This is a genomic window from Pseudomonadota bacterium (assembly GCA_030859565.1).
Lineage (GTDB): Bacteria > Pseudomonadota > Gammaproteobacteria > JACCXJ01 > JACCXJ01 > USCg-Taylor.
In genome coordinates, this window is sequence record JALZJW010000029.1 from 1 (window position 1) to 12,427 (window position 12,427).

A 12,427-nucleotide genomic window follows, 5' to 3' on the forward strand; every position below is an offset into this window, starting at 1 on the left:
GAATAAATCGTCACGAGCAGCCCCGAGCGCCAGGAGCCGCGGAGCGAGCGACGAGACATATCAACTCGATAGGCGAGGAGCGAGCGAGCACGCGACGCTGCGATCGGGATGCGCAGTAGATTTATTCACAATCTCTGAGTCCATGGAGTGATGATGACGCCCGAGCGGGTCGTGACGCTCTTCGACACATGACCCCCCACCTGCTCGAAGTTTCAGACCTGCGCACCTGGATCGGCGCCGGACCGAGTTCGGTACGCGCCGTCGATGGCATCGATTTCCACATCGATCAGGGCGAAACTTTCGTATTACTCGGTGAATCGGGATGCGGTAAGTCGATGACGGCCCTCTCCCTCCTGAGATTGCTACCTCCCGGCGGACACATCGTCTCGGGCCGGATCCGGCTCCGCGGGCAGGATTTGCTGCAACGCACCGAGGCCGAGATGAGCGCTGTCCGCGGTGCACGGATCAGCATGATTTTCCAAGAGCCCCAGACCTCGCTCAATCCGGTCATGAACGTGGGAGCGCAAATTACCGAAACACTCGCGCGGCACGGGCGACTGCGCGGCCGGGCGCTCGAGGCGCGCGCGCTCGAATTACTCGATGCCGTGGGGATCCCGGACCCGCAGCGGCGCTTAGGCGATTACCCCCATCAGTTGTCGGGCGGCATGAAACAGCGGGTCATGATCGCCATCGCGATCAGCGCCGCCCCGGATCTCTTGATCGCAGACGAACCGACGACCGCGCTCGATGTCACCATTCAAGCGCAGATCCTCGATCTATTGAAGGCGCTACAAAAAGACGGGGGCATGGCGATTATGCTCATCACGCACGATCTCGGTGTCGTCGCCCAGGTCGCGGACCGTGTCGCGGTCATGTATGCCGGGCAGATCGTCGAGCAGGCCGATCGCGAGTTGTTTATTCATTCCCCCGCCCACCCGTATTCCCAGAAGCTCTTCAATTCCGTTCCGGCAATCTCGAAGCGCGGTACGGAGCTGGCGGTGATTGCCGGCGCCGTGCCCCGGTTAACGCAACGCTTCACGGGCTGCCGTTTCGCACCGCGCTGTGGATACGCATGGGATGAGTGCCGTCAATCCGTTCCAGCATTAGCGGCGATCGACGGCGGGCGCACGGTTCGCTGCCTCCTTTACACGGCCGCATCCGCGCCCAATCAACGCCCGTCGATGGCGACCGCGAGGGCGCCGGCCACGGGTTTACAGGGCCTCTCGGACCTCGGCCCGGCGATGCTTTCAGTCAACGATCTCAAGATCTTTTTCCCCATCCGGCGCGGGCTCATGCGCCGCACCGTGGGTTATGTGCGTGCCGTGGACGGGGTGTCACTCAGCATCGGGCGGGGCACGACGCTCGCACTGGTCGGCGAATCCGGCTGCGGGAAGACCACCGCGGGCAAAGGGATCCTGAGGCTGGCGCCCATCACCTCGGGGGCCCTATGCTTCGACGGCGAGGACCTGCGCTCGCTCAGCGGGGAAGCGCTCCGGCGGCGGCGGCGGGAGATGCAGATCATTTTCCAGGATCCCTATGCCTCGCTGAACCCGCGCATGACTGTCGCCGAGATCATCGAAGAAGGCATGCTCGCCCAGAACACCGGCGGCCGAGTGCGCGAGCGGCGTATCGATGAGCTACTGCAACAAGTCGGACTCCATCCCGACGCCAAACACCGCTATCCTCACGAGTTCTCGGGCGGGCAGCGCCAGCGGATTTGCATCGCGCGGGCCCTAGCGGTGGAACCCAAGCTCATCGTCTGCGATGAACCAACGAGCGCGCTCGACGTCTCCGTGCAGGCGCAGATCCTGAACCTGCTCAAAGACCTGCAAGACCGGCTTAAGCTCTCCTATCTTTTCATTACCCATAATATCGCCGTCGTCGAGTATCTCGCCCATTACGTCGCGGTGATGTACCTTGGACGCATCGTGGAACAAGGCCGCGCCGATGAGGTCTTGGAGAACCCGAAGCATCCGTATACGCAAGCCCTGCTCGCGGCTGTACCGCACATCGATACAGTGGCCCAACGCGAAACGGTCCGCCTCGGCGGGACACTGCCCTCCCCCGCCGACCCGCCCGCGGGATGCTACTTTCATCCGCGCTGTCCCAAGGCCTTTCCTCCTTGCCGGCGTGAGTACCCGCCGGCCACGGCGTTCACGCAGTCTCATCACGCCCACTGCTTCTTGTACCCTGCCCCGGCGCCGTCCGCAAACATCGCTTCGAGCTGACGCGGATGGAGTCCTCCCCGGCCGCTGGCCCAGCGTACCATGATATACATGGGTCCAGGTCTCGGCACAGCACGTCACGGGATATTATATCCGGGGAAGGGTCTCAGCGCGTCATGCGGAGACGATATTCGACCGCAGTTTCCGCAGGTTAAGTACCGAACCCCGTGCTACACTATGATTGCGCGGGGACATGGGAGGGGAGATGTCAGGTTTCTATCTGCGAATAAAGTGTGTCGCGTGCTTCGACGCGAGGCGTGGGCGGCGGGCTGCACTCGCGCGCTGTCTTTTAGGTGTGCTCCTGCCGCTCCTGCTCTGGCCGGCGGGCCCGGCCAGCGCTGACTCCACCGTACGACCGTACACCGGCTCGAATTATTCCAACCCGCCTCTCGACCGCGAGCAGTTGCGGGCGATCTTCTTCGTGCGCCAGACCAAGTGGCCGGACGGCACGCCGGTCCGGGTTTTCGTCTTGCCCGATCGGCACGCACTCCACATCCGGTTTACGAAGGAGGTACTGGGCGTCTATCCCTATCAACTCCGCTCCACCTGGGACCGCATGGTGTACTCGGGGACCGGCGTACCTCCCGCGGTGGTGCAAGGTGTGGATGAAATGCGCAGCCGGGTGGAAGCCGCACCGGGCGGTATCGGTTACTTAGAGGAATAGGCGACCACATGTATACTCCAATAGTCAACCCGCAATACCATTCCGGCGCCGCGGCCGCCCTTGCCGTCGCGCTGTTAAGCCACCCGCTGGGGGCGCGCGCTATTGACCTCGGTTTCGGCGACTGGCAAATTCACGGTTTTCTGAGCCAGGGCTACACCTACACCTCGGCCAATAACTTTTTCGGCAACAGCCAGGGGGCGGGCAGCCTGGAGTTCCACGAGCTCGGTATAAACGTCTTAGGACACCCCTGGCCGAATCTTCTTGTCGCCGCGCAGGGCATCTACCGCGACACCGCGGGTTCGGACGAGGAGGACTTCCGTCTCGACTACGCGAACGTCGACTATAGCCTGCCGATCGGGGAGAGCGTGACGCTCGGCGTCCGGGCCGGGCGCGTGAAGAACCCCTTTGGCCTCTATAGCGAGGCGCGCGACGCCATATGGACCCGGCCTAGCGTGCTCTTGCCCCAGTCTATTTATTTCGATTCCTTGGGGCTGCGTTCACCGGAGCTGTCCTCGGATGGGGGTATCCTCTACGGACGCTGGGGCTTGGGGGACCACACCTTCACTGCCGAATTTTTGGTCTCAGAGCCGAACCTGGACACCGCCGCCGAGTTTCTCGCAGGGACCCCGGGAGGCTCTCTGGGCGGGCGGCCCCTGTTCATCGGCCGGGCGGGCTACGAATGGCAGGAAGGCCGGTTCCGCCTGCTGTTTACGGTCGTGGACCTAGACCCCGAATTCGAGCCCGATTCGCCCGATCTCTTGCCCGGAGCCGTCAAGATTTTTGCGCCGCTCGTGTCGGCACAGGTCAACCTGGAGAAATGGAGCTTCACGGGGGAATACGTGCGACTCAATATCGACCGCAGCGGAATCTTCCCGGGCCTTCCGCCCGACCCCGTGGCCCGTGAGTTCTTGGTGAACAACACGGCCGAGAGCTATTACCTGCAGGCCCAGTACCGGTTCGCGCCCGAGTGGTCGGCGTTCGCGCGCTACGACGCCCTGTTTGCCAATGCCGACGATCATGACGGCAGCGCAACGGCGCGGGGCTTCGGGCTGCCCCGGCACCGCTTCTTCGCCAAGGACTTGACCTTCGGTCTGCGCTGGGAATTCGCCCAGAACTGGCTCGTGGCCGCGGAATATCACAATATCCACGGCACCGCCTGGCTGTCACCCATCGATAACCCCGGCATCAACGACCCCGCCCGGGTGCGCGAGGTGAGCGACGGGCACTGGGACCTGTTCACGTTGATGTTCTCGTACCGATTCTAGCCGTTCCTAAGCGATGGGCGGACCATCGATCGATAGCCGCGGTAATTCAGGCCGGAACCGACGCTTCGTCGGCCTGCAATGGAAGGCCTTTCTGTGGATGAGCTGCCTGTTGGCCGCTCTGTGCGCCGCGTTTTACTGGCTGAGCGATTCCCACCTAATGCACCGGTACCACGCGCAACGAGAGGCCGAAGTCCAGTCCTTCCGCCGGCAGATGTCGGGATTGTTCGCCGGGATCTCGGACCGGTTGGTACGTTTGGGCGGCACGATCGTGTCGATGGAAAACGTGGTCGCGACATTCAAGCGTGGCAACCCCGGCAAAAATTCGGCGGCAGCGATGGAGACGCGTTTCGCGAGCCTCGGTTACGAGATGGACGTGCAACGCATAGAGTTCTATACCCGCGGCGGGGAGCGGCTGTGGCGGTGGACCCCGGCCGAGGCTCCGGAGCTGCCCGAGAAGCGGCTGCGGGCAGCGCTGGCGCAGGTCCATAGCGAGGAACGCCCGGCGACTTTCTTGTGGTGCGAGCCGCTCTGCCTCTTGCACGCCTTCGTACCGGTCCTCGCCGGGGGGCAAGACATCGGCGTCATGGGGCTCGGCCAATCGATCGCGGATCTGGTTATCGAGTTCCGGGCCTTGACCGGGACGGACATCGCCATTGTCGTGCCAGCCGCGGGTAATAGCGGCGCCCTCCTGCGCCGCTGGGCATCCGCGGTCCCAGCCCTGACCGATGCGGACCGGCTGAACCCGTTCTTGGAGAAGCTGAGCGCACGGTACCCCGACCCCACTGACTTGGACGGCGGCCGGTTGTTACAGTCGCGCGGGGCTAGCTTCGAGGTGCAGCGCTTCCCGCTGGCTGAATTCATCCCCGCCGAGCCGGGCTTCATCCTGTTCATCTCGGACGTGAGCGCGCGTCTGGCCGAGATCGAGCGCGCGACCCGCCAGGGACTGTTCACCGCGGCCGGTGCGCTGGCGGTGGGAGAGTTGCTCCTTCTTTATCTGGTTCGCGTGCTGAGCGGGCGTCTGCGGTGGTTCGCCCAAACGCTGCCACTGCTCGCGCAAGGGGAGCACCTTGCGGCCCGCGAACGGCTGGCGGTACAGCAAAAGGCCGTATCCTTCCGTGACGAGATAGACCTCTTGTACGACACGGCGTTGACGCTCTCGCACCAGCTCGAGGAGGCTAGCCAGGCACTTTCCGCGAAGAACCGGGAGCTCGCCGAAGATCGCGATCTTATGCAAGGGGTCCTGGACGCCGCTCAGGTGCTGGTGGTCACGCAGAATCACCACGGAATCATCCAAATGGCCAACAAATTTGCCGCCCAGGTCACGGGGTTCTCCACGGTGAAGCTCCAGGGCAGGCGCTTCGTAGATCTCATTGCGGATGTTGAAGCGCATCAGGAGGTGTTGAGCAAGCTCGACAATCTCTACGCCAGGGGACAGCGGCGTGCCGACCACGAGCACGACCTCGTGGGGCGGGATGGCACCCGGCACCAGGTGATGTGGGTGCATACGCGGCTGCACGGCGAACACACTGACGACGCGGCCGTGGTCTCGGTCGGCCTCGACGTGAGCGAGCGGGTGCAGGCGGAGTCGCGGATGCGGTGGCTCGCCAATCACGATACCGTGACTGGCCTCTGCAATCGCCATCGCTTCCTCGAGGATCTCACCCGCACCTATGACGAGGTGGCCCGTACCCGGGTCACGGGGTCGCTCCTGCTATTCGACCTAGATCACTTTAAGGAGATTAATGACACCAGCGGCCATGCCGGCGGAGACGCGCTGTTGCGCATGATCGGCGAGGAGTTAAACTCGCGCGCCCGGAAATCGGACGTCGTGGCCCGCATTGGCGGTGACGAATTCGCCGTGCTCCTCCCGAACACCGACGCTTCAGGCGCCGAGACCTTCGCGCGCCAGTTCAACGAGCGCCTGGCGGAGGCCCCTTTCGTCTACGGCAACACGAGTTACCGCATCGGAGCCAGCATCGGCATCGCGCTCCTGCCCCACCACGGGAGCAGTGCCGAGGAAATCATGGCCAACGCCGACCAGGCGATGTACCAGGCAAAGCGGGCGGGACGCGGGCGCGCCCGGGTCTTCGCTGACTACCCGCGCCGCGATGAAAACGTGTCGAAACAATCGCTATGACCATTGAAGACATAACTCTCCCCACGATTTTCTGCCCGTTCCCTTCAGCCGTGAACCCCCATCGCGAGGCCGTACGCGAGCATACCCTCGCGTGGGCGCGGCGGTTCGGCTTGGTGAAGGGCGAGGCGGCCATCGCCCGCCTTCAGGACGCAATGGTTGGCAGTCTGGCCGCGCGGACCTATCCCCGTTCTCCCCGCGACCCGCTTGCCATCATCACGGACTGGTTCACCTGGGTTTTCATGCTGGATGACGAGTGCGATGAGGCGGAGATCGGCAAACGGCCGGAACGCCTGGCCGCGCTGCAAGCCCAGTGCCTGGAGGTGCTTTCGGGCAAAGGGCCTGAAAACCTGCGTACACTGTCACGCCCCCGGCCTGACCGGCCGGATGTGGCCCTGATCTACGCTTTATACGATCTCCGCGGCCGCATCGAGGCCCTCATGTCGCGGGCATGGATGGACCGTTTCGCCGTGAGTATCGCCGAGTATTTCGAGGCGTCGGTCTGGGAGGCCAAGAACCGCGAGCTCGAGACGTGGCCGGACGCGGCAACCTATATCCGGATGCGTCCTTACGCGGGCGCCATGTATATCGTTCTCGATTTCATCGATGTGACCGAGGGCGATACCCTTCCACTCGTGGTGCGTAAGCACCCGTGCTTTCAGCGGCTCATGCTGATCACCAGCGACGTCGTCTTGTGGTGCAACGACCTGTTCTCCTGTGCGAAGGAACTCGCCCACCAGGACATGCACAACCTCGCGCTGATCCTCCAGAACCAGGAGGATATCCCCCTCCAGGCGGCGGTGGACCGGGTAGCGCGGCTCATCGAGCGCGAGGTCAAGCGTTTTATAGCCCTGGAAGCCCGGCTACCGAGCTTCGGCCCCACAATCGACGGTGTGGTTCAGCGGTTCATCGCCGGCCTGCGCGACTGGATGCGCGGCAACCTCGACTGGTCATACGAGTCTGGCCGCTACCGCCAAACATATGCAAGCGGACCGATGGGTCTCCCTGAACCTCGAGCCGCAGGGTGGGGCGTTAACCAGTAGAAACGTTTCCCTTTTGTCTGCGTATTCGCTGGCACTTCGGACGGACGCAACGCCCGCGCTCCATGCATCAAAGTTGCTTAACCAACCGCAATGTCTCGGCACCGATATGCTGTAACGGCAGGATATGATCGACACCACCGAGCTTTACCGCCTCGCTTGGCATGCCCCAGACCACGGAGGTGTTCTCATCTTGGGCGAGCGTCGGCGCTCCGCTGTCGCGCAATTCCTTCAACCCCAGCGCGCCGTCCATTCCCATCCCCGTTAAGATCACACCCACCGCATTAGCACCCACCTGCTGCGCCACCGAGCGGAAAAGCACATCGACCGAAGGCCGATGCCGGTTGACGGCCGGGCCGTCGTGCAAACGGCACACATAGCGCGCCCCGTCCCGCTGCACCAGGAGATGGTGGCTGCCTGGAGCAATGTAGGCGTGGCCCGGCACGATCCGCTGACCGTCCTCGGCTTCAAGTACGGTCATAGCCGAGATCCTGTTCATCCGCTGCGCGAACGGACCGCTGAACGCTTCGGGAATATGTTGCGCAACGACGATGGCCGGAGCATCGGCCGGCATCTCGGCAAGGATCTCCTTGATGGCCTCGGTGCCGCCGGTTGAGGCCCCGATCGCGATAATTTTCTCGCCGGTCTTGAAAGGCCTCCTTGCCGGTTTTTTTAGCAATACCGCGTCGGCGCTGTACTTTGGCGCGACCTCGGGCAAGGCAACGTCTCGGGTATAACGCCGGACCCGGGCGACCGCGGCGGTCTTAACCTTTTCGATCAAATCTTCCCCGTAGTTCGCGAGCGGATCAGTGAGATCCAGCGATGGCTTGGTGACGAAATCCACCGCCCCGGCCTCCATTGCCTCGAGCGTGATCTCCGCCCCTCCTTTGGTAAGCGAGGATACCATCACCACCGGCATGGGCCGCAGGCGCATGAGATTTCTGAGAAACGTGACCCCGTCCATGCGCGGCATTTCCACGTCGAGGGTGATGACATCCGGATCGAGCTTTTTGATCTTGTCACGCGCCAGATAGGGATCGCAGGCCACGCCGACGACCTCGATGCCTGTGTCCGAGTTTAGGATTGCGGCTAAGACCTTGCGCACCACCGCCGAGTCATCGACCACCACCACCCGTATCTTGCTCATCGAATCGCCCCATAAAACAACTCAACGTCACCGCCCACCGGAGCGATTTCAATATGACTCCGATACTGGTTCTCCCGCTCGAAGATGGTATCGTTGTGCAGCGAGCGTAGTTTTTTCACGGACACCTTGCCGCTGCGGGGATCGTAGTACACCTTGCGCGGATAGATATCGCCGACGTCCTCGGCGCTGACGGTGAGACCTTCCGCCTGCAAATAGGCTCTGACAAATTCGATGTTCTGCTCTCCCACATCGCTCATCTGTTTCAAGACGCGGCCGCCGCCGACGATCTTGACTTCGAGGTATTTACGGCTTGCCCCGTTTTTCAAGAGGTCGTTAATCATGTGCTCCATCGCATAATTGCCGTATCGCGTCGCCGCGTTGACCGCCGTGTCGGCCCACGTGCCGTCGCCATCCGCGCGGCCCTGGGGCAACATGAAATGGTTCATGCCGCCGATCGCGGTCGAACGGCAGCGGATGCAGGCCGAGATACATGATCCGAGGACGGTGGCGATCAGCTCTGCATTGCGTGTGACATAGTATTCGCCGGGCAGGATCTTGGCGGCGAACCGGTCGCGCGATCTGTCCCAGTAGCGGTTAATGTGCGCAAATCCAGGCAGCGCGGCGGGCAGCCAGCGACTATTACCCGGTGTGAATCGTTGCATATCACATGATCCTTTGGTGAGCCGTCTTGCCCAAGAGCTTGTAACGCTCGCTGACTTTGAACAAGGACTCCGAGTGACCGATGAAAAGAGTCCCGTCCGGCGCCAGCACGTCGGCGAAGCGGTTAAACAGCATCCGTTGGGTCTCCTTGCCGAAGTAGATGACGACGTTGCGGCAAAAGAGAACATCGAAAGGGCCGCGGAGCGGCCACGGCCGCATGAGATTAAGCTGCCGGAAGGAGATGAGATCCTGAAGATCGGGGACCACCCGCAGCATCCCCGCATTCTTCCCCTTGCCGCGCAGAAACCAACGGCTCAAACGCTCCCGGGACAACCCGTCCGCCCGCTGCGGGTGATAAACCCCGTTCGCGGCTGCCGTGAGGACATTGGAATCGATATCCGTCGCCAGGATCTTCACATCCCAGCCGGGTGGATGGCCAATCGTTTCTCGTACCGTGATGGCGATCGAATACGCTTCCTCCCCGGTCGAACAGCCCGCCGACCAGATGCGCAGCCGCCGCGTGCTCTGGTTCTTCTCGATTAAGCGCGGCAGGAGCGCGGCCAAGTGATCGAAGTGATGCGACTCGCGAAAGAAGGCGGTGAGGTTGGTGGTGATGGCATTGACGAAGTGAGCGATCTCGTCTTTATCGCCCGCGGTAATGAGCGAGCAATAGGCGTCAAAATTATCGATCCCGAGGTTGCGGAGCCTGCGCGACAAGCGGCCATAGACCAGCTCCCGCTTGGCATCGGAGAGCGTAATCCCGGTGTGCTCGCGCACGCATCCGCGTAACAGCTCGAAATGCTTGTCGTTGAACGCGAACTCCCGCTCCAGCTTGGTCGCCGCGGGATGTGCATTCATCTTGGTGCTGCTCAGAACAGATCGATAGCGCCCGCGGGCGGTGGTTCAGCGCCTTCCGGTTTGGCCGCGCGTACGGCCTCCTCCATCGGCATCCCGCGCATCAGCGCATCGAATACCCGCCGCTCGCTCTCCATCGTGAACCGCGCACGGGTCCGCTGCCGCAAGTCGTGCCATTCGCATGGGAGGCGGACCCGGCCTGGGTCCGCAATAAAATCGGCGAGCACCCGAAGGTTTTCCGAGATGTGCGTAAGCTTCTGCGTCATGGCATCATAGAACTGGATCGCCATGATCGCTGCTTCGACCTTTTTAGCCAGAGTTGAGCATGATGCCGACACGTTCCCCTTTTGGGCGGGCTCCCCGGCGGAAGGACTCTTCTGCGCGCACTGTTCAATGCTCTTGAGGCCGGCGGCGATCGACGACAAGGCTCCCGACAAAACCGCGACCGAAGCATCACCCTCGTGCATCGTCACATCGATCTGCGCAACGGCAACATGGAGTAGACTGACGGACTCGCGCACATCGCTCGAGCCGGGATTGGGCGCTTCGCGGTTCGCTACCAAGCGCCCCTCGCAGGCGAAGGTTTCCTAAAGCTCATGTAACCGCAAGCGTTCCACTAAACCTAAGGTCGCGGCGCCCTGCCGCAAGGTCGCGCTTGCTTCTCGCCACAGCACCTCGATCCCCCGCTCGTGCATCTCATGACAAAAAACCGTCAGCAACTGCAAGCCCGCGGTATCCACGGCAGCGACCCGCGCGCCGTCCACGACCAAAAACGCCGCCGGAACTCGCAGAAACGCCGCCAGGCGTTCCTTGATCTCGCCTGCCTTTGCGATCGTGAGTCTCTCGCCCAGATCGAGGATCGGATTCACGGGCCTGGCCGGGGCGGAGGCTAGCGTGTCGTTGTGCGCCTCTCCGGGCGGCGGGCCGCGCTTCGGCTTGCGCGGACGGTCCGGGTACGTTCGCGGGCCTTCCGGAGATTCGCATCCCGCGGCTAGGCGATCCGCCGCGAGGGCCTCCGTGCGCGGCGCGATTTGTTCCGCCGCGAACGTCTCCTTGACGGTGCTTTCATATCCTGCAACCTCACGCTTCCTCTTTCTCGCCACGGTGTCGTCCCCTCGCAATGAATCGTTGCGGCCGAAGTCAGGTCTCGGACCACGGTTTAATCCGAGCTGTTAGCAATAACCACGGTCAAAATTCCTCCCAGCCGCCCTCGGCATTCCCTTGCGCTACCGCGACCCGCTTGACCGCACTCTTCTCCGCGGTCCGCCCTTGCATGGCCTCGTTTTTCCCGGCACTCCACGGCCGGCGAAATTGACGCCGCTCGGCCACGGGCCCTAAGGACTTTCTTTCCTTGGGCGCCGGCATCGACACCGCTTGCGCCGCGTGATCGTCCTTGAGTTTGAAAGACTGAATCGCCTGGATGAGGTGTACCGCTTGCTCGTTCATGGACTGGCTCGCGGACGCCATCTCCTCCACGAATGCCGCATCCTGTTGCGTCACCTGGTCCATTTGCATGATGCCCTTGTTCACCTGCTCGATCCCCGCCGACTGTTCCCGGCTGGCCGCCGCGATATCGGCGATGATGGCCGAGACCTTCTTCACCCAGGTCACGATCTCCGCGAGCGTCGACCCAGAGGCGTCCACCAGCCGCGCGCCTTCCTCCACCTTTCTGACGCTGTCCTGGATGAGGCTCTTGATTTCCTTGGCGGCGCCAGCGCTTCGTTGCGCTAGGTTGCGGACCTCGCCGGCCACCACCGCGAACCCGCGTCCCTGCTCGCCGGCGCGCGCCGCTTCCACCGCCGCGTTCAGGGCCAGCAGGTTGGTCTGAAAGGCGATCTCATCAATCACCCCAATGATGTCGGCGATCCGCTTCGCGGCGGTATTGATCTCGCTCATCGCCGCCACGGCTTTGCCGACCACCTCCCCGCCTTTCTCCGCGTGCTCGCGCGCGCTGACCGCGAGCCGGTTCGCTTGTTGGGCATTATCGGCATTCTGGCGCACCGTGCTGGTAAGCTCTTCCGTGCTGGATGCCGTCTCTTCGAGGCTGGCGGCCTGCTCTTCAATGCGCTGGGACAGATCGGTATTACCCTGGGCGATCTCCTGAGAACCCTTCTGGACGGCATGGGCCACCGAGCGCGCCTCCACCGCCAACGCCGCCAAGCCCTTCTGCGTGGTCTTGATGGTATGCAGGAGCCAACCGACCTCGTCACGGGTGTCGACGGGAAATTCATTGTCAAGCTGGCCGTTCGCGACTTTCTCCAGGATCCGGATCGCGCCTTCGAAGGGCCTGACGAAGATATCGATCAGGTGGAAATACAGCCACGCGCCCAGGGCCAGGCAGAAAGCGATGCCGCCGGCGACGGTATAGTGCTGACCCGACGCTTGATCGTACAGAAAATAAAGCGAGGGCAACGCGAACAACACCGCCAGGATAAAT

The 12,427-nt window shown here is 62.7% G+C and carries 10 protein-coding genes and 1 pseudogene; 5 read left to right on the forward strand and 6 right to left on the reverse strand.

Annotation, left to right across the window (positions count from 1 at the left end):
• The first annotated feature begins 188 nt into the window (after nt 1-188).
• The 5 genes from M3436_06235 to M3436_06255 all read left to right on the forward strand — a co-directional run bounded on the left by M3436_06235 (nt 189) and on the right by M3436_06255 (nt 7,331).
• Nucleotides 189-2,228: an ABC transporter ATP-binding protein gene (locus M3436_06235; GenBank protein ID MDQ3563737.1), complete on the forward strand. Its 2,040-nt coding sequence runs from the start codon at nt 189-191 to the stop codon at nt 2,226-2,228.
• Between the two features lie 202 nt (nt 2,229-2,430).
• Nucleotides 2,431-2,889, forward strand: coding sequence for a hypothetical protein (locus tag M3436_06240; GenBank protein ID MDQ3563738.1), 459 nt, complete (start codon nt 2,431-2,433; stop codon nt 2,887-2,889).
• Nucleotides 2,890-2,897: 8 nt separating this feature from the next.
• On the forward strand, nt 2,898-4,154 hold the full coding sequence (locus tag M3436_06245; protein MDQ3563739.1) for an OprO/OprP family phosphate-selective porin: 1,257 nt from the start codon (nt 2,898-2,900) through the stop codon (nt 4,152-4,154).
• A 13-nt stretch (nt 4,155-4,167) separates the two neighbouring features.
• The gene (locus M3436_06250) at nt 4,168-6,291 is read left to right on the forward strand and encodes a diguanylate cyclase (protein MDQ3563740.1); all 2,124 of its coding nucleotides are present in this window, start codon (nt 4,168-4,170) and stop codon (nt 6,289-6,291) included.
• A gap of 50 nt (nt 6,292-6,341) precedes the next feature.
• Nucleotides 6,342-7,331: a hypothetical protein gene (locus M3436_06255; protein ID MDQ3563741.1), complete on the forward strand. Its 990-nt coding sequence runs from the start codon at nt 6,342-6,344 to the stop codon at nt 7,329-7,331.
• A 67-nt stretch (nt 7,332-7,398) separates the two neighbouring features.
• On the opposite strand, the gene M3436_06260 is transcribed toward M3436_06255, so the two are convergent.
• From M3436_06260 to M3436_06285, 6 genes and pseudogenes are all read right to left on the reverse strand, one after another.
• A complete protein-coding gene (locus M3436_06260; protein ID MDQ3563742.1) occupies nt 7,399-8,475 on the reverse strand; it encodes a chemotaxis response regulator protein-glutamate methylesterase in 1,077 nt (358 codons plus the stop codon).
• A complete protein-coding gene (gene cheD, locus M3436_06265; protein ID MDQ3563743.1) occupies nt 8,472-9,137 on the reverse strand; it encodes a chemoreceptor glutamine deamidase CheD in 666 nt (221 codons plus the stop codon). Before cheD ends, M3436_06260 begins: the two co-directional genes overlap by 4 nt.
• Before the next feature lies 1 nt (nt 9,138).
• Nucleotides 9,139-9,993 carry a protein-glutamate O-methyltransferase CheR gene (locus M3436_06270; GenBank protein ID MDQ3563744.1) on the reverse strand — a complete coding sequence of 285 codons (855 nt, stop codon included), beginning with the start codon at nt 9,991-9,993 and terminating at the stop codon, nt 9,139-9,141.
• 11 nt (nt 9,994-10,004) lie between these two features.
• Nucleotides 10,005-10,553 (reverse strand): hypothetical protein, encoded by a 549-nt coding sequence (locus M3436_06275; GenBank protein ID MDQ3563745.1) that lies wholly within the window; start codon nt 10,551-10,553, stop codon nt 10,005-10,007.
• A 24-nt stretch (nt 10,554-10,577) separates the two neighbouring features.
• Entirely contained in the window at nt 10,578-11,093 is a 516-nt protein-coding gene (locus M3436_06280) for an STAS domain-containing protein (protein ID MDQ3563746.1), read from the reverse strand.
• Between the two features lie 292 nt (nt 11,094-11,385).
• Nucleotides 11,386-12,243 (reverse strand): annotated as a pseudogene (locus M3436_06285) (methyl-accepting chemotaxis protein).
• Nucleotides 12,244-12,427 lie beyond the last annotated feature (184 nt).

Excerpts from the sequence above, each read along its gene's own strand:
- M3436_06235 (MDQ3563737.1), top strand. The coding sequence starts at position 189 with ATGACCCCCCACCTGCTCGAAGTTTCAGACCTGCGCACCTGGATCGGC.
- M3436_06240 (MDQ3563738.1), top strand. The coding sequence starts at position 2,431 with ATGTCAGGTTTCTATCTGCGAATAAAGTGTGTCGCGTGCTTCGACGCG.
- M3436_06245 (MDQ3563739.1), top strand. The coding sequence starts at position 2,898 with ATGTATACTCCAATAGTCAACCCGCAATACCATTCCGGCGCCGCGGCC.
- M3436_06250 (MDQ3563740.1), top strand. The coding sequence starts at position 4,168 with ATGGGCGGACCATCGATCGATAGCCGCGGTAATTCAGGCCGGAACCGA.
- M3436_06260 (MDQ3563742.1), bottom strand. The coding sequence starts at position 8,475 with ATGAGCAAGATACGGGTGGTGGTGGTCGATGACTCGGCGGTGGTGCGC.
- cheD (MDQ3563743.1), bottom strand. The coding sequence starts at position 9,137 with ATGCAACGATTCACACCGGGTAATAGTCGCTGGCTGCCCGCCGCGCTG.
- M3436_06270 (MDQ3563744.1), bottom strand. The coding sequence starts at position 9,993 with ATGAATGCACATCCCGCGGCGACCAAGCTGGAGCGGGAGTTCGCGTTC.